Consider the following 24824-nt stretch of genomic DNA (forward strand, 5'->3'; position numbering starts at 1 on the left):
CGTCGGCACTTTCCCTCCGGGGGACTGGACCGTGCCCCGGGGCCGTCTGAAAGAATCGCCATGCGCCTAAGCGTTTGCTCAGGCGCCTGTCGACGCGACGTACGAACACGTACGAAGACGAACGGAGCCGAGCCGATGGGCGAGCAGCATCACGTGAAGTTCCCGCAGGAGGTCATCGACGAGTACGCCGCGCTCGGCGTCGACCTTCCCGCCCTGTTCTCGGCCGGGCACCTCGGCAACCGCATGGGCGTGCAGATCATCGAGGCCTCCGCGGAGAAGGTCGTCGGCACGATGCCGGTGGAGGGCAACACCCAGCCGTACGGCCTGCTGCACGGCGGAGCTTCCGCGGTCCTCGCCGAGACCCTCGGCTCGATCGGCTCCATGCTGCACGGCGGCATCTCCAAGATCGCGGTGGGCGTGGACCTGAACTGCACCCATCACCGCGGGGTCCGAAGCGGCCTCGTGACGGGCACCGCGACCCCCGTGCACCGCGGCCGCTCCACGGCCACGTACGAGATCGTGGTCACCGACGAGCAGGACAAGCGGGTCTGCACCGCCCGGCTGACCTGCCTGCTGCGCGAGGTCACGCCGAAGGACGCCGAGAACGTCACGCACACGGGCGGGAGCGGCGCTGGCGCCTGAGCCGGCAGGCGAAACCCTCCGCGGCCCGGGACGGTCACCACCGTCCCGGGCCGCGTCGCGTCGTGCCGCCTCCCCCACGCCGTGCCGCCTCCCCACCACGTCGCGCCTCCCACCACGTCGGCACGCCTCGCGTCGGGGCGATCAAGGCCCCTCGGTCACCGGGAGTCACCGCCGAGGGGGCCGGAGCGCCCCCGGCCGGGGCTGCGGCCGCCGTCCCGGAGGGCCCGGAGCCCCCTTCGACGGGCGCCGTCGCGGGTGCGGCACACCCGGCCCTTGGAACACCGGACCCCGGACGCGGAGCATCGGCTTCCGAACGCGGGACAGGCACCCGGCCCCGCCCGCTTCCGTACGCGAGTATCGACTCCCGGACCCTTTCCGGTCCCCTCGCCGACGGCGCCGCCGTCGGCCCGGCCGGCGCCCGCGGGCCGCCCCTCGGACGCCCCTCCCGTCCACGCGGGCCGCCCTCCCCCGGCCGGGCCCGCGCTCCCCTCGGCAGGCTCAGGGACCGCGGGCGCCGGACACAGGCGCCCGTCACGTTCACCGCGCCAACGGGGCGTGGTTCCGGCCCCCGCCACCGCACGGCCGGGCAACGGCGGTGCCCGTCACGGCGATTGCGGAGCGGGACGCCGCCGCTCCCGACGAGCGCCCGCCCTGGTCACGGCGGGGGCGCGGGCGAAGCGCCTCACGAACCGGCACCCCGGGCGCCCTCCCCCCATCGCACCGTACGCCCAACTTCCTTGACCAGCCAGCCTGTTGTGCCCCCGGCAGGTGATCCCCTAGCGTCCCCGGCATGAGGTTCCCGCCGTACGCCCCGGCCGGGACCGCGCTCGCCGCGGTCCTGACCGCCGGCGGCCTGGCCACCCTGCCCGGCTGTTCCGGCGACCGCTCCGAGCCGGCGCCCCCGCAGGCGAGGGCGGCGGTGGACATCTGCGTCGACCTCGTCGCGTACTGGGTGAAAGAAGCGCTCACGGGGAGCAGGTGGGCGGGGCTCGACTGGGAGCAAAAGGGGCTTTCCAACGAACAGTTGAAGATCCACGACGAGGTGCTCGCGAGCGCCCGCGAACGGGAGCGCACCGAGGGCCGCCGGGCGGCACTGGCCTTCACCGACGAGGCGGCCCGAAGACGGTGCGTATCGGCGGACGGCGCGACCGGGAGTTCGGAGAACTGGAAGCCCCTCCGGAGCCTGCCACCACCCGAACCATCGGTAACACTCCGTGACATCTGTGAGGGTGCCGGACGGAGCGGGGCGCTCAGTGCTCTGTCCGCTGAGATTTGGGTCGGTGTCCGATATCCGGAGACGGTCGCAAGCGGTCCGACAGGAGCAAGATCTGCTCAAGCCCCTTAGCGGAACTGGGCGTTCTCACTATGTGAACACGATGTTGCAGACCCATATGTCCCACTTTGCCCACCCCCTGTCCACCTCCTCTCCCCTTCGCGATAACAAGACAGTCACATCCTGACCTCCCCGCTCCCCACCTCCCTCACCTGCGCTTAGAGTCACCGCCAGTCACCGCGCCGCCGGGCGTGTCCACTGCACGGCCCAGCTCCACCCAGTCATCCCAGTACGGCCCGGCATTCACAAACGGCACCTCCAGCTCCATGCTTCACGGCACCGCCTCAGCTCGAGGGGGCCGCGCCAGGGAAAGGATTCATCGTGCGACACCGTTCCTTGCTCATCCTCACCACCGTGATCACCACGGGAGCACTCACCCTCACCGCCTGCGGTTCGCGCGACGACAAGGGCGGAAGCGACAACTCCAGCGGCGGCACCACCGTCGTCATCGGTGTCGACGCGCCGCTCACGGGTTCGCTCTCCGCACTGGGTCAGGGCATCAAGAACTCCGTGGACCTGGCGGTCCAGACCGCCAACAAGAACAAGGAAGTCCCGGGCGTCACCTTCAAGATCGAGGCCCTCGACGACCAGGCCGTCCCGGCCACCGGCAAGGCCAACGCCACCAAGCTCGTCGGCATCAAGGACGTCCTCGGCGTCGTCGGCCCGCTGAACTCCGGCGTCTCCCAGTCGATGCAGGCCGACTTCGACAAGGCGAACCTCACCCAGGTCTCCCCGGCCAACACCAACCCGTCGCTCTCCCAGGGCGACAACTGGGGCAAGGGCGAGTTCAAGCGCCCCTTCAAGACCTACTTCCGTACCGCCACCACGGACGTCGTCCAGGGCAAGTTCGCCGCGAACTACCTCTTCAAGGACGCCGGCAAGAAGAAGGTCTTCGTCGTCAACGACAAGCAGACCTACGGCGCCGGTCTCGCCGCGATCTTCTCCGACGAGTTCAAGCGCCTCGGCGGCACCGTCGTCGGCACCGACTCCGTGACGGTCAAGGAGACGGACTTCTCCTCCACCGCCAACAAGATCAAGGCCTCGGGCGCCGACTCCGTCTACTTCGGCGGCCAGTACCCCGAGGGCGGTCTGCTCTCGGACCAGGTCAAGAAGGCCGGCGCCAAGATCCCCACCATGGGTGGCGACGGCATCTACGACCCGCAGTTCATCAAGGCCTCCGGCGAGGCCAACGACGGTGACCTGGCCACCTCGGTCGGCTACCCCGTCGAGAAGCTCCCGACCGCCAAGAAGTTCATCGCGGACTACCAGGCGGCCGGCTACAAGGACCCGTACGCGGCCTACGGCGGTTACTCCTACGACGCCGCCTGGTCCATCATCCAGGCCGTCAAGGCCGTCGTCGCCGCCAACAACGGCAAGCTCCCCGACGACGCCCGCGCCAAGGTCACCGAGGCCATGTCCAAGGTCTCCTTCGAGGGTGTGACCGGCAAGGTCTCCTTCGACGAGTACGGCGACACCACGAACAAGCAGCTCACCGTCTACCAGGTCAAGTCCGGCGCCTGGACCGACGTGAAGTCCGCGACCTTCGAGGACTGATCCACCGCACTGCCCCGCACACGCACACGCACACGCACCAAATGAACCAAGCCGCGCGAGGGCGCAAACAGCGCCCTCGCGCGGTGTCATATCCGACACGCTCATCGGAGGCCCTGCGGTGAACGAACTGCCGCAACAGCTGGCCGACGGCCTTGCCCTGGGGGCCCTTTACGGCCTCATCGCCATCGGTTACACGATGGTCTACGGCATCGTCCAGCTCATCAACTTCGCCCACGGCGAGATCTTCATGATCGGGGGCTTCGGCGCCCTCACGGCGTACACGATCCTGCCCGAGGGCACCGCTCTCGTGATCGCGATCCCCGTGATGCTCATAGGCGGCGCGGTGGTCTCCGTGGCCGTCGCCACCGCCGCCGAACGCTTCGCCTACCGGCCCCTGCGCGGCGCACCGCGCCTCGCCCCCCTGATCACGGCGATCGGCCTGTCGATCGTGCTCCAGCAGCTCGTCTGGGGCTTCTACCCCGGCGCCAAGAGCCCGGTCAGCTTCCCCGAGTTCAAGGGCGGAAGCTTCGAGATCTTCGAGAACCTCGCGATCTCCCGCGCCGACGCCTTCGTCCTCGTCGCCGCCCCCGCGTGCATGCTCGCCCTCGGCCTCTTCGTCTCGAAGAGCCGCAGCGGACGCGCCATGCAGGCCACGGCGCAGGACCCGGACACCGCGAAGCTGATGGGCATCAACACCGACCGCATCATCGTGATGGCCTTCGCCATCGGCGCCGCGTTCGCCGCGGTCGCAGCGGTCGCCGAAGGCCTCGACAAGGGCCAGATCCGCTTCGAGATGGGCTTCCTGCTCGGCCTCAAGGCCTTCACGGCCGCCGTGCTCGGAGGCATCGGCAACATCTACGGCGCCATGATCGGCGGCGTCGTCCTCGGTGTCGCCGAAACCCTCTCCATCGCCTACGTCGAGCACATCCCCGGGATGGCACAGTTCGGCGGCGGTGCCTGGAAGGACATCTGGGTCTTCTCCCTCCTCATCCTCGTGCTCTTGTTCAGACCACAAGGTCTGCTCGGACAGCGCGCCTCGGACAGGGCGTGATCGCGATGACGACCGACCTCACCAAGACGCCGGAGACCACCGGCACCCCCGTGAAGACCGACGCCCCCACGGCGCCCGGCCTCCTCCACTGGGTCATCGCCGCCGGTGGCCTCGCCACCGTCGCGAGCACCTTCCTCGCCTGGACCTACACCACCGAGTTCCCCGGCGACCTCACCGTCACCGGCTACCCGGGCGGCCTCCAGGTCCTCACCCTCGTCGGCGGCCTCCTCCTGACGCTGTTCGCCCTCTCCGGGCTCGGCATCAAGGGGCTGCGCTGGCTGACCCCCGCCGGTTCGACCAAGGCGCTGCAGTTCCTCGCCCTCGGCGTGCTCGGCACCACCTGGTACACCGTGATCGCCATCGCGGCGCAGCTCGGCGGCATCGCGCACTGGGAGCCCGGCGCGTACGTGGCCTTCGTCGCGGTACTGATCCCGCTGGCGGCGTTCCTGCTCAAGGACGACTCCCGCAAGCCGGCGAAGCCCAAGGAGATCCCCTCCTGGGCCGAGATCCTGATCATCGTCGCCGCGTTCGCGATCGGCATGTACGCCGTCACGTACGGCATCTCCACCGAGTACCCCGAGCTGTTCGTCGGCTACCTGCTCCTTGCGGGCTTCGGCGCCGGCGCGCTCAACAAGTCGGGGCTGATGGGCCGGATCTCCGCCATCGCCTCCAAGAACAAGCAGGTCGCGGCCGTCGCCGCCTTCGCCGCGGCCGCCGTCTTCCCCTTCACCCAGACCACCGACACGTTCACCGTGATCGCCGTGCAGATCCTGATCTTCGCGACGGTCGCCCTCGGTCTCAACGTCGTCGTCGGCCTGGCGGGTCTGCTCGACCTCGGATACGTCGCCTTCCTCGGCGTCGGCGCCTACACGGCCGCCCTCGTCTCCGGATCCACGGCCTCCGCGTTCGACATCCACCTCCCGTTCTGGGTCGCCATGATCATCGGCGCGATCGCCTCGCTGATCTTCGGCGTCATCATCGGCGCACCGACCCTCCGGCTCCACGGTGACTACCTCGCCATCGTGACGCTCGGCTTCGGCGAGATCTTCCGCATCACCGTCAACAACATGGACGGCGACAACGGACCGCAGATCACCAACGGCCCCAACGGCATCCCGAACATCCCGGCGCTGAACATCTTCGGCTACGACTTCGGCGAGACCCACACCATCCTCGGCGTGGAACTCGGCTCGTACGCCAACTACTACCTGCTGATGCTGCTCGTCATGGTCTTCGTCGTCCTGGTCTTCAGCCGGGCGCAGGACTCCCGCATCGGCCGCGCCTGGGTCGCCATCCGCGAGGACGAGACCGCGGCGACCGCCATGGGCATCAACGGCTTCCGGGTCAAGCTCATCGCCTTCGCCCTCGGCGCCACCCTCGCCGGCGTCGCCGGCACCGTCCAGGCCCACTTCCAGGGCACGGTCCTCCCCGAGATGTACGTGTTCGCCGGCCCCGTCGCCCCGAACTCCGCGTTCCTTCTCGCGGCCGTCATCCTCGGCGGCATGGGCACCATCCGCGGTCCGCTCCTCGGCGCGGCACTGCTCTTCCTCATCCCCGAGAAGCTGGCCTTCCTCAAGGACCTCCAGCTCCTCGCGTTCGGCCTCGCGCTCATCCTGCTGATGCGCTTCCGCCCCGAGGGCCTCATCCCCAACCGGCGCGCACAGCTCGAGTACCACGAGCACGACGCGGACGACGAGGGCACCGACAAGCTCGACGTACCGGACCAGCGGCCCCCCGCCGACCCGATCGTCGGAACCTCGAAGGCGGGTGCGTGAACGCCATGACGACGACCACCACCACGGAAACGACGGCAGCGGCACCCACCGCCGCCACCGTCCTCGACGCCAGCGGTGTCACCATGCGCTTCGGCGGACTCACCGCCGTACGCAACGTGGACCTCACCGTCCGCGAGGGCGAGATCGTCGGTCTCATCGGCCCCAACGGCGCCGGCAAGACCACGTTCTTCAACTGCCTGACCGGCCTGTACGTCCCCACCGAGGGAACGGTCAGCTACAAGGGGACCGTGCTGCCGCCCAAGCCGCACCTGGTCACCAAGGCCGGCATCGCCCGTACCTTCCAGAACATCCGCCTCTTCTCCAACATGACGGTCCTGGAGAACGTCCTCGTCGGACGCCACACCCGGACCAAGGAGGGCCTCTGGTCCGCGCTCCTGCGCGGCCCCGGCTTCAAGAAGGCGGAGGTCGCCTCCCGCGACCGCGCCATGGAACTCCTGCAGTTCATCGGCCTGGAGCACAAGGCGGACCACCTCGCCCGCAACCTGCCCTACGGCGAGCAGCGCAAGCTGGAGATCGCCCGGGCCCTCGCCAGCGACCCCGGCCTGCTCCTCCTGGACGAGCCGACCGCCGGCATGAACCAGAACGAGACCCGGACCACCGAGGAACTCGTCTTCGCCATCCGGGACAAGGGCATCGCCGTCCTCGTCATCGAGCACGACATGAAGTTCATCTTCAACCTGTGCGACCGCGTCGCCGTGCTCGTGCAGGGCGAGAAGCTCGTCGAAGGCACCTCCGAGGTCGTCCAGGGCGACGAGCGGGTCGTCGCGGCCTACCTCGGCACGCCGTTCGAGGGCGCGCCGGGCGCGGAGGAGGTCGCCGAGGTCGAGGCCGCGGAGGCCCACGCGGAGGCGGAGGCCGCCGAAGCCGAGGTCACGGCCGTCGCGGCCGAAGCGGAGGCCGAAGCCGCCGAGGCCGAGGCCGAAGCCCAGGCCACCGCGGCCGAGCCGGAGGCCACCGCCGCCGAGGAGGCTCCCGTCGCGGAGACCCCCGAAGCCACCGAGGCCACCGCCGACGAGGCGCCGTCCGACGACGCCCCCGAGGCCGAGGACGCTCCGGCAGCGGACAGCACCACCGAAGGAGACTCCAAGTGACCGCTCTTCTCGAGGTCGAGGACCTCAGGGTCGCCTACGGCAAGATCGAGGCCGTCAAGGGCATCTCCTTCTCCGTCGAGGCCGGGCAGGTCGTGTCCCTGATCGGCACCAACGGCGCCGGCAAGACCACCACCCTGCGCACCCTCTCGGGCCTCATCAAGCCCGCGAGCGGAAAGATCACCTTCGACGGCCAGGTGCTCAACGGCATCCCCGCCCACAAGGTCGTCTCCCTCGGCATGGCCCACTCCCCCGAGGGCCGGCACATCTTCCCCAAGCTCACCATCGCCGAGAACCTCCAGCTCGGTGCCTTCCTCCGCAAGGACAAGGACGGCATCGAGAAGGACATCCAGCGCGCCTACGACCTCTTCCCGATCCTGGGCGAGCGTCGCAAGCAGGCCGCCGGCACCCTCTCCGGCGGTGAGCAGCAGATGCTGGCCATGGGCCGGGCACTGATGTCCCAGCCCAAACTGCTCATGCTCGACGAGCCCTCCATGGGCCTCTCCCCGATCATGATGCAGAAGATCATGGAGACCATCGCCACGCTCAAGGCCGAAGGCATGACCATCCTGCTCATCGAGCAGAACGCCCAGGCGGCCCTGTCCCTCGCGGACTACGGCTACGTCCTGGAGGTCGGCTCCATCAAGCTCTCCGGCACCGGCCAGGACCTCCTGGTCGACGACGAGGTCCGCAAGACCTACCTCGGCGAGGAGTAGGAACCCGTCCCTACGGACAGAAGGCCCGCCCCACAAGGATGTGGGGCGGGCCTTCTCCTTGCCGTACGCCCGTCGCTACTGCTGGCCCTTGGCCGCCTTCTTCTCCTCGGCGTCCTCGATGACCGCCTCGGCGACCTGCTGCATCGACATGCGCCGGTCCATCGACGTCTTCTGGATCCACCGGAACGCGGCGGGCTCGGTCAGCCCGTACTGCGTCTGCAGCACGCTCTTCGCCCGGTCCACCAGCTTGCGCGTCTCCAGCCGCTGCGAGAGGTCCGCGACCTCCTTCTCCAGCGCCCGCAGCTCCGCGAACCGCGACACGGCCATCTCGATGGCCGGCACGACGTCGCTCTTGCTGAACGGCTTCACCAGATACGCCATGGCCCCGGCGTCACGCGCACGCTCGACGAGGTCGCGCTGCGAGAACGCGGTGAGCATCAGGACGGGCGCGATGGACTCCCCGGCGATCTTCTCCGCGGCGGAGATCCCGTCCAGGACGGGCATCTTCACGTCGAGGATGACGAGGTCGGGCCGGTGCTCCCGCGCGAGTTCCACGGCCCGCGCGCCGTCGCCGGCCTCGCCGACGACCGAGTAGCCCTCTTCTTCGAGCATCTCTTTGAGGTCGAGGCGGATGAGGGCCTCGTCCTCGGCGATGACGACGCGGGTCGTCAGCGGCGGGACGTGCGACGCGTCGACATCGTCGGCGGCGGGCTGGGGCGACTCGGGGGCGGTCACGGGGGCTCCTCGTTGCGGGGCAGGTACTGCTCCCCTGAGCCTACCTAGCTCCTGTAAGGTGGTGATCCGCAGGGCCCATCTGGCCCTACCTTTCTAAGGCCCCAGTACTCCAACTGGTCAGAGAGGCCGCTCTCAAACAGCGGACAGTGTGGGTTCGAATCCCACCTGGGGCACTTTTCCTTCGATTCCAAGGTTGAGCCACTCCGGCAATCGTTCACTCACACCAGTGAACGTGTCTTCGAATCCCCCTCGGCCGAGCGCATCACGACGAGGCTCGTCTTCATGTACGACCTCGAGACACGCAAGCGTGCCCTGGCACTCCTCGCCGACGGACGCAGCCTCAACTCCGTCAGTGGACAGACGGGCATCTCCAGAGCAGCCTTACGCTCCTGGGGCAGCCGACTCGAGCCGCTGCCCCGCACCGGCGCTCAGGCCGGACCCTGCCCGAGATGCCGTCCGCTGCCGGGCATGCCGGACGATCCGGCCGCGTACTCCTACCTGCTCGGCCTCTACCTCGGCGACGGCTGCATCAGCGACCACCCACGAGGCGGCCACTTCCTCCGCATCGCCTGCGCCGACGCCTGGCCCGGACTGATCGCTGCCTGCCGCGACGCGATCCTTGCCGTACGCCCCGAAGGAAGCGCCTGCATCCTGCCGAAGCAAGGGTGCGTCATGGTCACGAGCTACGGCCGGCACTGGACGTGCCTCTTCCCCCAGCACGGCCCCGGCAAGAAACACGAGCGGCGCATCGCCCTCGAACCCTGGCAGCAGGGCATCGTCGACACACACCCCTGGGCGTTCATCCGGGGGCTCATCCACTCCGACGGTTGCCGGATCACCAACTGGACCACCCGGCTCGTCGGCGGTGAGCGCAAGCGGTACGAGTACCCGCGGTACTTCTTCACCAACAAGTCGGACGACATCCGGAGGCTGTTCGGCGACACCCTGCACAAGGTCGGTGTCGAGTGGACCACGACCGCCCGAGGCAGCGACCCCTACAACATCTCCGTCGCCCGCAAGGCCTCCGTCGCGCTCATGGACCTCCACGTCGGGCCGAAGCACTGAGCTCAGTGCGGCGTTCCCAGATAGGGGAAGTGCGCCAGCAGGTCCTTGTGGGGGCCGATGTGGTCCGACGTGATCTGGCCGTTGGAGATCATCGTGAGGCGGGCCGAGGTGACGTCGTCCGTCAGGGTGCGGCCGTTGGGGTACGCGGCGGGCCTGGTGCGGTCGTAGCGGAGGATGTCCGGGAGGATCGTCCGCAGGGTCTCTTCCGCCGCTTCGGGGGTGTAGCCGCCGGTGTGGGCCAGTGCGGCCTTCCAGGGTTCGAGGTACGTCGCCCAGTCGTCGGCCGGCTCCCCCTCGTTGTAGCCGTCCTTGGCCTCCTCCGCGTTGAAGTACGCCGTGAGGGAGGGGTGGGCGCCGCGGTCGACGGACTTGAGTTCGCCGTCCACGTGGAGGCTGACGCGCGCCCAGACGCCGATCGTCGGGTTGTCGCCGAGTTCGGCGTCGGGCATTTCGAGGGCGATGCCGAAGACGTTCTTGTCGGCGCCCCAGTCGGTGCCCGTCCAGGTGAAGTCGGCGACGATGCCGTCGAGGTCGGCGAAGAAGGGGTCGCTGCGCAGGCCGGCGGAGACCTTGTAGCCGTCGGCCTGGGTCACGGAGAGTTCGCGGCCGAAGGAGACGGGGACGTCGGTGAAGAGGGGTGTGCCGGCGGCTTCGTGGACGCGGGCTTCGGCTCCGGTGGCGCGGTGGAGGGCGAGGGTCTGTTCGCCGTCGTCCGCGGGGTCGGAGAAGGTGAAGCTGTAGGCGATGTCCGCCTGGTTGTCGCCGTCGGTGTCGACGTTGATGCGGTAGACCGCGTCGGGGTGGAACGCGGTGCCCCCGGTGGGCGCGAGGGGGTTCACGTTCATGATGAGAACGGTGCGCCCGCCGGGAACGGTGAAGGCGAAGAGATCGGTCAGATCCAGGCGGGCGTCGTCCATCGGGGAGCGCAGATGGGGTCCGCTGAGGTGGTGTGACATGGTGTCACCTTCGCGGTACGACCCGGGGGTCGTGTGCGACGGGGCCGCCGTGGTCACTCCTTCGGGCTGTCGTCCTCGCCGATGTGGTGGACATGGACGAGGTTGGTGGAGCCGGCGACGCCGGGCGGGGAGCCGGCGGTGATGACGACGATGTCGCCCTTCCGGCAGCGGCCGATGCGCAGGAGTTCCTCGTCGACCTGGGCGACCATGGCGTCGGTGGAGTCGACGTGCGGGCCGAGGAAGGTCTCGACGCCCCAGGTGAGGTTGAGCTGGGAGCGTGTGGCCGGGTCGGGGGTGAAGGCGAGCAGGGGGATGGGTGAGCGGTAGCGGGAGAGCCGTTTGACGGTGTCGCCGGACTGGGTGAAGGCGACGAGGAACTTGGCTCCGAGGAAGTCGCCGATCTCGGCGGCGGCGCGGGCGACGGCTCCGCCCTGGGTGCGGGGCTTGTTCCGTTCGGTCAGTGGGGGCAGGCCTTTGGCGAGGACGTCTTCTTCGGCGGCTTCGACGATCCGGCTCATGGTGCGGACGGTTTCGACGGGGTATTTGCCGACGCTGGTCTCGCCGGAGAGCATGACGGCGTCGGTGCCGTCGATGACGGCGTTGGCGACGTCGCTGGCTTCGGCGCGGGTGGGGCGGGAGTTGTCGATCATCGAGTCGAGCATCTGGGTGGCGACGATGACGGGTTTGGCGTTGCGCTTGGCGAGTTTGACGGCGCGCTTTTGGACGATGGGGACCTGTTCGAGGGGCATTTCGACGCCGAGGTCGCCGCGGGCGACCATGATGCCGTCGAAGGCGGCGACGATGTCGTCGATGTTGTCGACGGCCTGGGGTTTCTCGATCTTGGCGATGACCGGGAGGCGGCGGCCTTCCTCGTCCATGATGCGGTGGACGTCCTGGATGTCGCGGCCGCTGCGGACGAAGGAGAGGGCGATGACGTCGGCTCCGGTGCGCAGTGCCCAGCGGAGGTCGTCGATGTCCTTCTCGGAGAGGGCGGGGACGGAGACGGCGACTCCGGGGAGGTTGAGGCCCTTGTGGTCGGAGACCATGCCGCCTTCGACGACGCGGGTGTGGACGCGGGGTCCGTCGACGGAGGTGACTTCGAGGGTGACGCGGCCGTCGTCGACGAGGATGCGTTCGCCGGCGGTGACGTCGGCGGCGAGTCCGTCGTAGGTGGTGCCGCAGATGCGGCCGTCGCCTTCCATGGGTTCGACGGTGATGGTGAAGTCGTCGCCGCGTTCAAGGAGTACGGGGCCTTCGCGGAAGCGGCCGAGGCGAATCTTCGGGCCTTGAAGGTCGGCGAGGACTCCGATGCTGCGGCCGGTTTCGTCGGAGGCTTTGCGTACGTGCTGGTAGCGCTCCTCGTGTTCGGCGTAGGTGCCGTGGCTGAGGTTGAAGCGGGCGACGTCCATTCCGGCCTCGACCAGTGCCTTGATCTGGTCGTATGAGTCGGTGGCGGGCCCCAGGGTGCAAACGATTTTCGCTCGGCGCATGGTTCGACCCTAGGGCTTACCGGCGGGTAGTTCAGGGGGTGGGCATGTCTGTTCAACAACCTTTGGGTGAAAGCTTGTTGACAAGTCTTGAATCTGTGCGGGCGTCTGCTCCGATGAGCGTTTCGGGGGGTTTCTAGAGGGCCGGAGGGGCCATGGTGAAGCGGGCGGTGACCTCGGCCGTGACGGTCTGGCGCTGGGGTTCGAGGTCCAGGGGTGGGGGTACGTCGGCGGATTCGGCCGCGAAGGCCATGCGCATTCCTCCGAGGGGGGCCGGTGGGGGGACGAGTCCTGTGTCGGAGAGTTCCAGGAGGGCGGCGAGGTGGGTGCCGAGCGCCGTCGCGTAGGCGCGGGCGCGCTGGACCGCCTCTTCGACGGCCGTGCGGCGGGCTTCGGCGTAGGCGGGTGAGTCGGGGCGCAGTGCCCACCAGGGGCCGTCGACGCGGGTCAGGTCGAGGTCGGCGAGGCGGGTGGTGAGTTCGCCGAGGGCGGTGAAGTCGGAGAGTTCGACGGTGAGGAGGACGGTGCCGTGGTAGGCGCGGATTCGTTCGCCGCGGCCGTGTTTGCCCGGTTCGGGGGTGATGGAGAAGGCTCCGGTCTCCAGTTTCTCGACGGCTTCGCCGTAGGTCTTGGCGAGGTCGAGGGCGAGGGTGTTGCGCCGGGTGAGGTCGGCGAGGGTCGCTGCCCGGTCGGTGCCGCGGGCGCTGACGGTGACGGTGATGCGGGCGACTTCGGGGTCGACTTCGAGTCGGGCTTCTCCGCGGACGGCGACCTGGGGTGCTTCCGGGGTGGGGTGTGGGCTCGTCACTTGTGGCTCCCTCGTGCGGGCGGCGTCTGGGCTCCCGAACACTTTCCCACTCCGTAATCGGAAAGGTCTGTTGCCGGCGTGAGGGTTGGGCCAGAATCTACGCGCGTTGTGCGCCACTGGACCAAGGAGAATCACATGCCGTTGAACCGTCGGACGTTCCTGGAGAGCTCCGTCGCCGTCGGAGCCGGAGCCGCCCTGACCACGGGGGTGGCGGCCGCCCCGGCGCAGGCCCACGGGGGTCGTCCCGGGCGGGTCAGGCGGTACTCGTTCACCGTCATGGGCACGACCGACCTGCACGGCAACGTCTTCAACTGGGACTACTTCACGGACAAGGAGTTCGACGACAAGGCGCACAACGATGTCGGTCTGGCGAAGATCTCCACCCTGGTCGACCAGGTGCGCGAGGCGAAGGGGAGGCGGAACACGCTCCTCATCGACGCCGGCGACACGATCCAGGGCACCCAGCTGTCGTACTACTACGCCAAGGTCGACCCGATCACCGCGCGCCGGGGTCCCGTGCATCCCATGGCGCAGGCGATGAACGCGATCGGGTACGACGCGGCGGCGCTGGGCAACCACGAGTTCAACTACGGCATACCGGTGCTGCGGAAGTTCGAGGAGCAGTGCGACTTCCCTCTGCTCGGTGCGAACGCACTCGACGCGAAGACGCTGCGGCCGGCGTTCCCGCCGTACAGCATGCACCGGCTGCGGACCCCGTGCGGCCGGGATGTGAGGGTCGCGGTCCTCGGTCTGACCAATCCGGGCATCGCGATCTGGGACAAGGCGAACGTCAGCGGCAGGATGGTCTTCCCCGGTCTGGAGGAGCAGGCGGCGAAGTGGGTGCCGAAGCTGCGGTCGATGGGTGCGGACGTGGTGGTGGTGTCGGCGCACAGCGGTTCCAGCGGTACGTCGTCGTACGGTGACCAGCTGCCGCACGTCGAGAACGCGGCCGGTCTGGTCGCCGAGCAGGTGCCGGGGATCGACGCGATCCTGGTGGGGCACGCGCACACCGAGATCCCCGAGTACCGGGTGAAGAACAAGGCGACGGGCAAGGACGTCGTGTTGTCCGAGCCGCTCAAGTGGGGTCAGCGGCTCACGCTCTTCGACTTCGACCTGGTGTGGGAGAAGGGCCGCTGGGTGGTCGAGAAGGTGGCGGCCCAGGTGCTGAACTCCAACGCGGTGGAGGAGGACCCGAAGATCGTCGGTCTCCTCGCGGACGAGCACGAGAAGGTCGTCGCGTACGTCAACCAGGTGATCGGGACCTCCACCGCGAGGATGGCCACGGCCGACGCGCCGTGGAAGGACGAGCCGATCATCGACCTGATCAACCACGTCCAGGCGGAGACGGTGCGGGAGGCGCTGGCCGGTGGCGCCTACGCGGCTCTGCCGGTGCTGTCGCAGGCGTCCTGTTTCTCCCGTACGGCGGCGATCCCGGCCGGGCAGGTCACCATCCGTGACGCGGCCGGGCTGTACGTCTTCGAGAACACTCTGGAGGCGCGTCTTCTGACGGGGGCGCAGGTGAAGGACTATCTGGAGTTCTCGGCGCGGTACTACGTGCAGACCCCGGCGGGTGCGCCGGTGGACACGGCGAAGCTGACGAACGCGGACGGGACGCCGGACTACAACTACGACGCCGTGTACGGGGTGACGTACGAGATCGACATCGCCAGGCCGGCGGGCTCGCGGATCGTGAACCTGTCCTTCGGTGGCAGCCCGATCGACCCGGCCGGGCAGTTCGTGCTCGCCGTGAACAACTACCGGGCCAGCGGTGGCGGCGCGTTCCCGCACGTCGCGAACGCCCAGCAGTTGTGGGCGAACTCGGACGAGATCCGTAACACGATCATCCAGTGGGTGAAGGCGAAGGGGTCGGTCGACCCGGGGCAGTTCGCGTCGGTGGACTGGAAGCTGACCCGGGACGGTGTGCCGGTGTTCTGAGCCCGCGGGTTCAGCTCTGTGTGAGGGGCGTCAGCGCCTGGCCCTGGGCCGGGACGCGTGGCGCCTCTCGCCGTTCCAGCCCGAAGCTGGTGAAGGCGGTGCGGCGCGGCAGGGGGTAGGGCTCCTTGCCGGTGAGCGAGTTGAGGATGGTGGCGCTGCGCCAGGCGGCGAGGCCGAGGTCGGGGGCGCCGACGCCGTGGGTGTGCTTCTCGGCGTTCTGTACGTAGACGGATCCGGTGACGGGGTCGTCGAGGACGAGCCGGTACTCGTCGTCGATCCTGGCCCGTCCGGCGGAGTCGTGGCGGAGGTAGGGGTCGAGTCCGGCGAGCATCCGGTCGACGGGGCGTTCGCGGTAGCCGGTGGCGAGGACGACGGCGTCGGTGGTGAGCCGGGAGCGGGTGGACTGCCGGACGTGCTCCAGGTGGAGTTCGACCTTGGTGGTGGCGACGCGGCCGGCGGTGCGGACGCGGACGCCGGGGGTGAGGACGGCGTCGGGCCAGCCGCCGTGGAGGGTGCGCCGGTAGAGCTCGTCGTGGATGGCGGCGATGGTGTCGGTGTCGATGCCTTTGTGCAGCTGCCACTGGCGGGGGACGAGTTCGTCGCGGGCCGGCTCGGGCAGGGAGTGGAAGTAGCGGGTGTAGTCGGGGGTGAAGTGTTCCAGGCCGAGCTTGGAGTACTCCATGGGGGCGAAGGCCTCGGTGCGGGCGAGCCAGTGGATCTTCTCGGCCCCGGCGGGCCTGGAGCGGAGCAGGTCGAGGAAGATCTCGGCGCCTGACTGGCCCGAGCCGATGACGGTGACGTGCTCGGCGGCGAGGAGCCGCTCGCGGTGGTGGAGGTAGTCGGCGGAGTGGAGGACGGGGACGTTCGGGGCTTCGGCGAGCGGCCTGAGGGGCTCGGGGACGTAGGGCGCGGTGCCGACGCCGAGGACGACGTTGCGGGTGTACGTGCGGCCCAGCGCTTCGGCCTCGCCGTCCTGGTCGAGTTGGGTGAAGTCGACCTCGAACAGGCGTCGTTCGGGGTTCCAGCGGACGGCGTCGACCTGGTGGCCGAAGTGGAGGCCGGGGAGCTGGTCGCTGACCCAGCGGCAGTAGGCGTCGTACTCGGCGCGCTGGATGTGGAACTTCTCCGCGAAGTAGAAGGGGAAGAGGCGGTCGCGGGAGCGCAGGTAGTTGAGGAACGACCAGGGGCTGGCGGGGTCGGCGAGGGTCACGAGGTCGGCGAGGAAGGGGACTTGGAGGGTGGCGCCCTCGATGAGGAGGCCGGGGTGCCAGTGGAAGGCGGGGCTCTGTTCGTAGAAGGCGGCGGCGGGGCCGCCGGGGATGCCGTGGGCGAGGGCGGCGAGGGAGAGGTTGAACGGGCCGATACCGATGCCCACCAGGTCCTGGGGGTCGTCGAGGTCGCGCTGGGGGGTGCTGCCGGTCATCGGTCGGTGCTGCCTTCCACGAGGTCCAGGATGTGCCGGAGGTCGTCGGGGGTGGTGTGGGGGTTGAGCAGGGTGGCCTTGAGCCAGAGCCGGCCGTCCTCGTGGGCGCGGCCGAGGACGGCGCGCCCTTCGGTGAGGAGGGTGCGGCGGATCGCGGCGACGGTGGTGTCGTCGGCGCCGGTGGGCCGGAAGAGGACGGTGGTCAGGGTCGGCCGCTCGTACAGCTGGAGGGCGGGGCTCTTGTCGACGAGGTCGGCGAGTTCCTGGGCGAGGTCGTGGACGCGGTCGACGAGGGCGCCGATTCCGCTGCGGCCGAGGGCGCGCAGGGTGACGGCGATCTTGAGGATGTCGGGGCGGCGGGTGGTGCGCAGGGAGCGGCCGAGGAGGTCGGGGAGGCCGGCCTCGGTGTCGTCGGTCGCGTTGAGGTAGTCGGCGGTGTGGGAGAGGGCGGAGAGGTCGCTCTGGTCCCGTACGGCGAGGAGTCCGGCGGCGACCGGCTGCCAGCCCAGTTTGTGCAGGTCGAGGGTGACGGTACGGGCGCGGTCGAGTCCGGTCAGGAGCGCGCGGTGGGTGTCGCTGAAGAGGAGGGGGCCGCCGTAGGCGGCGTCGACGTGCAGTTCGGCGCGGTGGGCGGCGCAGAGGTCGGCGATCTCGGGGAGGGGGTCGATGCGGCCGGTGTCGGTGGTGCCGGCGGTCGCGGCGACGAGGAGGGGGCCGTGGAGGTCGGTGAGCGCCTCGTTCAGGGCGACGGGGTCGAGGGTGCCGTTGGGGGTGGGCACGGTCACCGGCTCGGGGAGGCCGAGGAGCCAGGCGGCGCGGTGGAAGGAGTGGTGGGCGTTGGCGCCGACGACGGTCTGGAGGCTGTGGCCCGGGCCGTGGCGTTCTCGGGCGAGGAGGAGAGCGAGCTGGTTGGCCTCGGTGCCGCCGGTGGTGACGAGGGCGTCGGGGCGGGGCGTGTCGGGGCCGGGGGTGTCGGGGGTGGTCGCCCGGGGGTAGACGGTGCGCGCCAGCTCGGCGGTGACCAGGGCTTCGAGGGCGGTGGCGGCCGGGGCCTGGTCCCAGGAGTCCATGGAGGGGTTGAGTACGCAGGCCGCGAGGTCGGCGGCGGCGGCGAGCGCGAGGGGCGGGGTGTGGAGGTGGGCGGCGCAGAGGGGGTGGGCGGGGTCGGCGGCGCCTTCCGCGAGGGCGCGGGTGAGGGCGTGGAGGATGGCGGTGGGGTCGGTACCGGTCTCCGGGAGCGCGTCCGGGCCGAGGGCCTCGCGGACGCGGGCGGTGACGGCGTCCGGGCCGCCGGCGGGGATCGGGCCGCTGCGTGCGGTCGCGCCGGCGTCCAGCGCGTCGAGGACGGTGTCCAGGAGGGGGCGCAGGGCGGCGGTGTCGGTGGCGAGGGGCGGGGCGGGATCGGCACGCATGGGCAGGAGCCTGCCGGGGGTTCTGCGGGTTTGTCCGACGATGTCGCCCGAGCAACCCGAACGGGGGACGGGGCCTTGACAGGCGCCCCGTCCCCCCGTCGGTCGTTCGGCCGCGCTACCGCTTCCGGGCCTTCAGGGCTCGGTGGAGGTCGGCGAGTTGGTCGACGAGCTTGCGATGGAGGGCGGGGGTCAGGTCCGGGTCCGTGAGGTGGGACTCGCCCAGGGAGAGGGACTCCTGGTCGATCGCGAAGGCCGGGAAGGCGTAGCGGCCGGCCGCCTCCGCCATCGCGGCGCCCCGGCGGGCGCCGAGGGCGGTGGCCGCCGGATAGAAGCGGGCGACGTACTCCCGTACGAGCTCGGCCTGTTCCGGCTGCCAGAAGCCCTGGGCCGTGGCCGTGAACAGGTAGTTGGACAGGTCGTCCGCGTCGAAGAGGCGGGACCAGGCGGCAGCCTTCGTCTCGGGGGTGGGCAGGGCGGCGCGGCAGCGGGCGGCGCCCTCCTGGCCGGTGGCGCTGGGGTCCCGCTCCAGCTCGCGGTCGATCGCGGCCTCGTCGACGGCGCCGAGGACGGCGAGCCGGGCGAGGATGCGCCAGCGCAGCTCCGGGTCGACCTCCGGGCCGCCGGGGACGGTCCCGTCGGCGAGCCAGCCGGCGATGGTGTCGGGCTGGGTGGCGCTGCTGATGAACGTACGGACGGCGGTGAGGCGCAGTCCGGGGTTGTCGCCGTCCTCGGTGCGGCGCAGGAGGTCGCGGGCGAGGCCGGTGAGCAGGGCCAGCGCGGCGGGGCGTTCCTCGGCGGGGAGGTACCGGTCGGCGATCTGGGTGCGGGCGAAGGCGAGGACGCCCTGCACGACGGCGAGGTCGCGCTCCTCGGGGAGGTGGGCGCGGGCCGTCTCCAGGTAGGCGCCGGGGGCGAGTTCGCCGTCGCGGACCATGTCGCGCAGGGTGTTCCAGACGAGGGCGCGGGTGAGCGCGTCGGGGAGGCCGGACAGGCCGCGGACGGCGGCCTCCAGCGAGGTCTCGTCGAGGCGGACCTTGGCGTAGGTGAGGTCGCCGTCGTTGAGGACGACGAGGGCGGGGCGGGGTCCTGGGAGGTCGAGGGGGGCGGTCTGCGGGACGTCGATCTCCAGGTGTTCGCGCGGGACGAGCCGGCGGGCGTCGACGAGGTCGCGGTCGTAGACGCCGACGGCGATGCGGTGCGGGCGGCTGCAGTCCTGGCGGACGGTGAGGGTGGTGCGGGTCTCGTCGCCGCCGAGTTCGGGGGTGAGGGTGTCGACGCCGGTGGTGCGCAGCCACCGCTCGGCCCAGGCGTGGACGTCGCGGTCGGTCGCGGAGGCGAGGTTGTCGATGAAGTCGGCGAGGGTGGCGTTGCCGAAGCGGTGGCGTTTGAAGTGGGTGTTGATGCCGGCGAGGAAGTCCTTCTCCCCCATCCAGGCGACGAGCTGGCGCAGCGCGGAGGCGCCCTTGGCGTAGGAGATGCCGTCGAAGTTGAGCAGCGCGGAGGCGGTGTCGGGGACGGCGTCGGGGTCGGGGGCGACGGGGTGGGTGGAGGGGCGCTGGTCGGCGTCGTAGCCCCAGGCCTTGCGCTCGATGCCGAAGTCGATCCAGGTGTCGGGGAAGCGGTCGGAGCACGCCTCGTTGACGGTCTGGTAGCCCATGTACTCGGCGAAGGACTCGTTGAGCCAGATGTCGTCCCACCAGCGCAGGGTGACGAGGTCGCCGAACCACATGTGGGCCATCTCGTGGGCGATGACCATGGCGCGGGTCTGGCGTTCGGTGACGGTGACGGCGGAGCGGTAGACGAACTCGTCGCGGAAGGTGACGAGGCCCGGGTTCTCCATGGCGCCGGCGTTGAACTCGGGGACGAAGGCCTGGTCGTAGGAGTCGAAGGGGTAGGGCTCCTCGAACTTCTCGTGGAAGCGGTCGAAGCAGGCCTTGGTGATGTCGAGGATCTCGTCGGCGTCGGCGTCGAGGTGGGGGGCGAGCGAGCGGCGGCAGTGGATGGCGAAGGGCAGTCCGGCGTGCTCGGTCCGGACGGAGTGCCAGGGTCCGGCGGCGACGCAGACGAAGTACGTGGACAGGAGGGGGGTGGCGGCGGCCTTCCAGCTGCCGTCGGGCTGCTGCTCGGTGATGCCGTTGGCGAGGACGGTCCAGTCTTCGGGGGCCTTGACGCCGACCTCGAAGACGGCCTTGAGGTCGGGCTGGTCGAAGGCGGCGAAGACGCGCTGGACGTCTTCCATGAAGAGCTGGGTGTAGACGTACGACTCGCCGTCGGTGGGGTCCTTGAAGCGGTGCATGCCCTCGCCGGTGCGGGAGTACCGCATGGTCGTGACGGCGCGCAGCTCGTGCTCGCCCTCCGTGAGGCTGAGCGGGACCCGGTTGTCGTCCAGGGACGCGGGGTCGAGGGGCTCGCCGTCGAGGAGGAGGGAGTGGAGCGTGACGGGCTTCAGCTCGACGAACGTGTCCCCCGCGGTCCGGGCGGTGAACCGGATCACGACGGTGGATTCGAAGGTCTCGTCGCCGGTGGTGAGGTCGAGGTCGACCGTGTAGTGCCGGACGTCGAGGAGCTGGGCACGGGTCTGCGCTTCGTCGCGCGTCAGTACGGGCATGGGCCCATGCTGCCCGATGGCGCTGCGGTGGGGCACGGGGGTTCCGCTGAGAGCTCAGCGTCATGTCGTCGGGCGGGTCAGGCGAGGCCGGTGCCCGTGACGTGGGTGAAGGCCGCGGTGATGCCGGGGCGGTCGTAGCCGGTGGGGCTCTTGGCTCCGGTGGAGAGGAGGGCGTGGAGGAGGAGGCGGGCCTTGGCGGGGTCGAGCGGGCCGGCGGGGACGATGCCGCGGTGCAGGAGGTCGTGTTCGGAGCCGGGGCCGCGGTAGGTACGGGTGAGGGTGGCGCCGGCGCCGGTGCGGGAGGCGAGGACGACGGGGATGCGGGTGGCGAGCCGCTCCAGGGGTTCGACGAGCCAGGCCGGGACGTGTCCGGCGCCGAAGGCGGCGACGACGAGGCCGTCGAAGCGGGAGTCGACCGCTTCGAGGAGTTCGCCGCGGTCGCCGAGGGAGAGGGTGACGAGGGCGACGCGTACGGCCGGGTCGAAGCGGAGGGGGTGGATGGCGCTGGTGCCGGTGGGGCGCAGCAGGACGCGCGGCTCGCCCTCGACGACGGTGCCGAGGGGTCCCGCGCCCGGGGAGGCGAAGGTGGCGACGGAGGTGGTGTGGGTCTTGCGGACGAGGCGGGCGGCGTGGATCTCGTCGGCGAGGACGACCAGGACGCCGAGGCCGGCGCAGCCGGGGTCGGCGGCGACGGCGATCGCGGCGGCCAGGTTGGCCGGGCCGTCGGCGCCGGGGAGGTCGGGGCGGCGCATGGCGCCGGTGACGACGACGGGCCTGCCGGTCTCGCAGAGCAGGTCGAGGAGGAAGGCGGTCTCCTCCAGGGTGTCGGTGCCCTGGACCACGACGACGCCGGAGCCGGCGGCGACGGTCTGGCGGACCTCGTGGGCGAGGGCGGCGAGGTCGTCGAAGGTGAGGGAGGAGCTGGGGAGGCGGCGGAAGTCGCGCAGTTCGACGTCGAGGCCGTCGGCCGTGTCGGTGACGCCGAGCCCGGCGAGGACCTCGGCTCCGGTCATGCGGCTGGCGTCGCCGCCGCGTGCGGAGATGGTCCCGCCGAGGGTGAAGAGCGTGACGCGGGTCATCCCTGTGCTCCGTCCGTCGCCGTGGCCCGTCCGCCGTGCCGGGTCATCCCTGTGCTCCGTCCGTCGCCGTGGCCCGTCCGCCGTGCCGGCTCACCCCTGTGCTCCGTCCGCGATCGTCTCGTGGTGGCGGATGACCTCCGCGATGATGAAGTTCAGGAGTTTCTCCGCGAACGCCGGGTCCAGCTTCGCGCTCTCGGCCAGTTCGCGCAGCCGGGCGATCTGGCGGGACTCGCGCGCCGGGTCGGCGGGCGGCAGCTGGTGTCTGGCCTTGAGGACGCCGACCTGCTGGGTGCACTTGAAGCGTTCGGCGAGCATGTGGACGACCGCCGCGTCGATGTTGTCGATGCTTTCGCGCAGCCTGGTCAGTTCCGTGGTGACGGACTCGTCGATCTCGCTCATGAGCAGCGAGCTTAGACGGGTCGGGAGGCGATCGTCGGCGGGTGTTCGGGATCCGGGATCCGGGTGCTCCAGCCTCCGGGGACGGTCCGGCCCTGTTGTTCGCGGAAGCGGACGGGGGCGGTGCCGACCCTGCGGGTGAAGAGCCGGGAGAAGTAGGCGGGGTCGTCGTAGCCGACGCGGCGGGCGACGGCGGCGACGGGAAGTTCGGTGGCGGCGAGGAGTTCCTTGGCGCGGCCGAGCCGGATGGTGAGCAGGTAGTCCTTGGGGCTGCAGCCGGCGGCGCGGCGGACGGCGGTACGCAGTTCGGTCTGGGTCATGCCGTGGCGGGCGGCGTGTTCGGCCACGGACAGCGGCTGGAAGGCGTCGCGGGCGAGGGCGGTGAGGACGGGGTCGCCGTCGGCGTTGGTGTCGGCGCGGGCGCGGCGCAGGGCGACGAGGAGTTCGTGGACGGCGGCGCCGGTCTCGACCTCCAGGAGGGGGTTGCCGCGGCGGGCGGCGCGGGCGATGCGGCCGATGGCGGCGCGGGGGGCGGTGGCGTCGGAGAGGGGGACGACGGGCCGGTCGGGTTCGATGTAGCCGAGTTCGGTGTAGGTGGTGGTGGCGGGGCCGGCGAAGTCGACGAAGGCCTCGTCCCAGCCGGTGCCGGGGTCGGCGGAGTAGTGGTGGGGTACGCCGGGGGTGAGCCAGATCAGGGCGGGTGCCGTGATGGCGGTGCGGCGTCCGTCGGTGCCCCGGTACCAGCCGCCGCCGGCGCTGACGACGACGGCCACGTGGTGGTCGAGCGTGCGCGGGCCGACGGTGGGCAGGGCGCCGTGCTGGAGTCCGACACCGAGGCAGACGAGCCCGAGGCGGTGGTGGACCGGGCTGGGTGTGAAGTAGCGCATCCAGGTGTGGTACATCCGCCGTACCTGCCTTTCTTCCGTCCAAACAGCGACGATCTTTGTCCATGGACCGGCCCGCCGCCAGAGGGCGAGGGTGAGGTCATGAGCAGGTTCACTGTGGGTGACGAGGACTTTCTTCTGGACGGCCGGCCGGTGCGGCTGCTGTCGGGGGCGCTGCACTACTTCCGGGTGCACGAGGAGCAGTGGGGCCATCGCCTGGGGATGCTGCGCGCGATGGGGCTCAACTGTGTCGAGACGTACGTTCCGTGGAATCTGTACGAGCCGGAGCCGGGCCGTCACGGGGACGTGGACGCGCTGGGGCGGTTCCTGGACGCGGTGGAGCGGGCCGGGATGTGGGCGATCGTGCGGCCGGGTCCGTACATCTGCGCCGAGTGGGAGAACGGCGGGCTGCCGCACTGGCTGACGGGGCCTCTGGGGCGGCGGGTGCGGACGGACGACGCGGAGTATCTGGCTCATGTGGAGCGCTGGTTCCGCCGGCTGCTGCCGCAGGTGGTGGAGCGGCAGGTCGGGCGTGGCGGTCCGGTGGTCATGGTCCAGGTGGAGAACGAGTACGGGAGTTACGGCTCGGACCAGGGGTATCTGCGCCGGATCGCGGATCTGCTGCTCGACTGCGGGGTGGAGGTGCCGCTGTTCACCTCGGACGGTCCGGAGGACCACATGCTGACGGGCGGGTCGGTGCCGGGGGTGCTGGCGACGGCGAACTTCGGTTCGCAGGCGCGGGAGGCGTTCGCGGCGCTGCGGCGGCACCGGCCGTCGGGGCCGCTGATGTGCATGGAGTTCTGGTGCGGCTGGTTCGACCACTGGGGTACGGAGCATTGCGTACGGGACGCGGCGGACGCGGCGGCGACGCTGCGGGAGATCCTGGAGTGCGGGGCGTCGGTGAACCTCTACATGGCGCACGGAGGGACGAACTTCGCGGGCTGGGCGGGGGCGAACCGGGCCGGTGAGCTGCATGTGGGCGGGCTGCGGCCGACGGTGACCTCGTACGACTACGACGCTCCGGTGGACGAGGCGGGGCTGCCGACGGAGAAGTACTGGCGGTTCCGTGAGGTGCTCGCGGAGTACGCGGAGGGGCCGCTGCCCGAGGTGCCGGAGCCGCCGCGGCGGATCGCCGGGCCGGTGGAGGCCGCCCTGGCGCAGTGGGCGCCGCTCGCGGAGGTCCTGGAGGTCCTCGGCGACGAGGAGTCGGACACGCCGCTGCCGCCGACCTTCGAGGAGCTGGGGGTGGACCGGGGTCTGGTGCGGTACCGCCTGGAGGTCCCCGGGCCGCGGCAGCCGTATCCGCTCGGTGTCTCGGGGCTGCGCGACCGTGCGGTGGTGTACGTCGACGGGGTGCGGGCCGGGGTCCTGACGGCGGAGGAGGCGGTGCTGCCGGAGCCGGTGGCGGGGCCGGCGGTGGTGGAGCTGTGGGTGGAGTCCCTGGGGCGGGTCAACTACGGGCCGCGGCAGGCGGAGCCGAAGGGGATCACGGGCGGGGTCCTGCACGAGCGGCAGTTTCTGCACGGGGTGCGGGCCCGGGGGCTGCGTCTGGACGCCTTCGAGGCGGCGTCGGTGGCGAAGGTGCCGTTCGGGCCGCTGTCCTCCGGGTCGCTGCCGGGGCTCTACCGGGCGGTCGTGGAGGTGTCCGGGCCGGGTGACGCGGCGCTGTCGCTGCCGGGCGGGACGCGGGGCTTCGTGTGGGTGAACGGCTTCTGTCTGGGCCGGTACTGGGGTGTGGGCCCGCAGGATTCGCTGTTCGTCCCGGGCCCGGTGCTGCGGGAGGGCACCAACGAGGTGTGGGTCCTCGAACTGGAGGGCGGGGCGGGGACGTCGGTGCGGCTTGTGTGAGGGTCGGG

General features: G+C 70.6%; 20 protein-coding genes and 1 tRNA gene. 11 read left to right on the forward strand and 10 right to left on the reverse strand.

Annotation, left to right across the window (positions count from 1 at the left end; translation table 11 throughout):
• Nucleotides 1-135 precede the first annotated feature (135 nt).
• From M5362_RS18510 to M5362_RS18540, 7 genes are all read left to right on the forward strand, one after another.
• Nucleotides 136-642, forward strand: coding sequence for a PaaI family thioesterase (locus M5362_RS18510; RefSeq protein WP_260228687.1), 507 nt, complete (start codon nt 136-138; stop codon nt 640-642).
• A gap of 790 nt (nt 643-1432) precedes the next feature.
• Nucleotides 1433-1987, forward strand: coding sequence for a hypothetical protein (locus M5362_RS18515; RefSeq protein ID WP_260228688.1), 555 nt, complete (start codon nt 1433-1435; stop codon nt 1985-1987).
• Nucleotides 1988-2296: 309 nt separating this feature from the next.
• The gene (locus tag M5362_RS18520; protein WP_260228689.1) at nt 2297-3529 is read left to right on the forward strand and encodes a branched-chain amino acid ABC transporter substrate-binding protein; all 1233 of its coding nucleotides are present in this window, start codon (nt 2297-2299) and stop codon (nt 3527-3529) included.
• Nucleotides 3530-3647: 118 nt separating this feature from the next.
• On the forward strand, nt 3648-4580 hold the full coding sequence (locus M5362_RS18525) for a branched-chain amino acid ABC transporter permease (protein WP_260228690.1): 933 nt from the start codon (nt 3648-3650) through the stop codon (nt 4578-4580).
• 5 nt (nt 4581-4585) lie between these two features.
• A complete protein-coding gene (locus M5362_RS18530) occupies nt 4586-6355 on the forward strand; it encodes a branched-chain amino acid ABC transporter permease (protein ID WP_260228691.1) in 1770 nt (589 codons plus the stop codon).
• 5 nt (nt 6356-6360) lie between these two features.
• Nucleotides 6361-7467 carry an ABC transporter ATP-binding protein gene (locus M5362_RS18535; protein ID WP_260228904.1) on the forward strand — a complete coding sequence of 369 codons (1107 nt, stop codon included), beginning with the start codon at nt 6361-6363 and terminating at the stop codon, nt 7465-7467.
• Complete coding sequence (locus M5362_RS18540; protein ID WP_260228692.1) at nt 7464-8180, forward strand: ABC transporter ATP-binding protein; 717 nt, start codon at nt 7464-7466, stop codon at nt 8178-8180. Before M5362_RS18535 ends, M5362_RS18540 begins: the two co-directional genes overlap by 4 nt.
• Nucleotides 8181-8255: 75 nt before the next feature.
• Here the strand turns inward: M5362_RS18540 and M5362_RS18545 are convergent, their stop codons facing one another.
• Nucleotides 8256-8915: an ANTAR domain-containing response regulator gene (locus tag M5362_RS18545; RefSeq protein WP_260228693.1), complete on the reverse strand. Its 660-nt coding sequence runs from the start codon at nt 8913-8915 to the stop codon at nt 8256-8258.
• Nucleotides 8916-9013: 98 nt separating this feature from the next.
• Between M5362_RS18545 and M5362_RS18550 the strand changes: the two genes are divergently transcribed.
• A tRNA-Leu gene (locus M5362_RS18550) sits at nt 9014-9088 on the forward strand.
• Between the two features lie 109 nt (nt 9089-9197).
• Nucleotides 9198-9980 (forward strand): helix-turn-helix domain-containing protein, encoded by a 783-nt coding sequence (locus M5362_RS18555; protein WP_260228694.1) that lies wholly within the window; start codon nt 9198-9200, stop codon nt 9978-9980.
• A gap of 2 nt (nt 9981-9982) precedes the next feature.
• Here M5362_RS18555 and M5362_RS18560 read toward each other — a convergent pair whose 3' ends face one another.
• The 3 genes from M5362_RS18560 to M5362_RS18570 all read right to left on the reverse strand — a co-directional run bounded on the left by M5362_RS18560 (nt 9983) and on the right by M5362_RS18570 (nt 13231).
• Nucleotides 9983-10936 carry a DUF4331 domain-containing protein gene (locus M5362_RS18560; RefSeq protein ID WP_260228695.1) on the reverse strand — a complete coding sequence of 318 codons (954 nt, stop codon included), beginning with the start codon at nt 10934-10936 and terminating at the stop codon, nt 9983-9985.
• A 53-nt stretch (nt 10937-10989) separates the two neighbouring features.
• Nucleotides 10990-12426, reverse strand: a complete 1437-nt coding sequence (gene pyk / locus M5362_RS18565; protein WP_260228696.1) for a pyruvate kinase — start codon at nt 12424-12426, stop codon at nt 10990-10992.
• Between the two features lie 133 nt (nt 12427-12559).
• Nucleotides 12560-13231, reverse strand: a complete 672-nt coding sequence (locus M5362_RS18570) for an SIMPL domain-containing protein (RefSeq protein ID WP_308354885.1) — start codon at nt 13229-13231, stop codon at nt 12560-12562.
• A 135-nt stretch (nt 13232-13366) separates the two neighbouring features.
• On the opposite strand from M5362_RS18570, the gene M5362_RS18575 reads away from it, so the two are divergent.
• Nucleotides 13367-15166, forward strand: coding sequence for a bifunctional UDP-sugar hydrolase/5'-nucleotidase (locus M5362_RS18575; RefSeq protein ID WP_260228698.1), 1800 nt, complete (start codon nt 13367-13369; stop codon nt 15164-15166).
• Nucleotides 15167-15176: 10 nt separating this feature from the next.
• Here M5362_RS18575 and M5362_RS18580 read toward each other — a convergent pair whose 3' ends face one another.
• The 6 genes from M5362_RS18580 to M5362_RS18605 form a co-directional block, all read right to left on the reverse strand.
• Entirely contained in the window at nt 15177-16589 is a 1413-nt protein-coding gene (locus tag M5362_RS18580) for a lysine N(6)-hydroxylase/L-ornithine N(5)-oxygenase family protein (protein WP_260228699.1), read from the reverse strand.
• Nucleotides 16586-18001 (reverse strand): aminotransferase class V-fold PLP-dependent enzyme, encoded by a 1416-nt coding sequence (locus M5362_RS18585; protein WP_260228700.1) that lies wholly within the window; start codon nt 17999-18001, stop codon nt 16586-16588. The genes M5362_RS18580 and M5362_RS18585 overlap by 4 nt, the downstream gene beginning before the upstream one ends.
• Before the next feature lie 115 nt (nt 18002-18116).
• The gene (gene pepN / locus M5362_RS18590) at nt 18117-20609 is read right to left on the reverse strand and encodes an aminopeptidase N (protein ID WP_260228701.1); all 2493 of its coding nucleotides are present in this window, start codon (nt 20607-20609) and stop codon (nt 18117-18119) included.
• Nucleotides 20610-20686: 77 nt separating this feature from the next.
• On the reverse strand, nt 20687-21688 hold the full coding sequence (locus M5362_RS18595) for an asparaginase (protein ID WP_260228702.1): 1002 nt from the start codon (nt 21686-21688) through the stop codon (nt 20687-20689).
• 90 nt (nt 21689-21778) lie between these two features.
• Nucleotides 21779-22087, reverse strand: coding sequence for a chorismate mutase (locus tag M5362_RS18600; protein ID WP_260228703.1), 309 nt, complete (start codon nt 22085-22087; stop codon nt 21779-21781).
• A gap of 11 nt (nt 22088-22098) precedes the next feature.
• The gene (locus M5362_RS18605) at nt 22099-22986 is read right to left on the reverse strand and encodes an AraC family transcriptional regulator (protein WP_260228704.1); all 888 of its coding nucleotides are present in this window, start codon (nt 22984-22986) and stop codon (nt 22099-22101) included.
• 84 nt (nt 22987-23070) lie between these two features.
• On the opposite strand from M5362_RS18605, the gene M5362_RS18610 reads away from it, so the two are divergent.
• Complete coding sequence (locus M5362_RS18610; protein ID WP_260228705.1) at nt 23071-24816, forward strand: beta-galactosidase family protein; 1746 nt, start codon at nt 23071-23073, stop codon at nt 24814-24816.
• Nucleotides 24817-24824: the final 8 nt, after the last annotated feature.

Source organism: Streptomyces sp. Je 1-79, from assembly GCF_025195125.1.
In the GTDB taxonomy this organism is placed as follows: domain Bacteria; phylum Actinomycetota; class Actinomycetes; order Streptomycetales; family Streptomycetaceae; genus Streptomyces.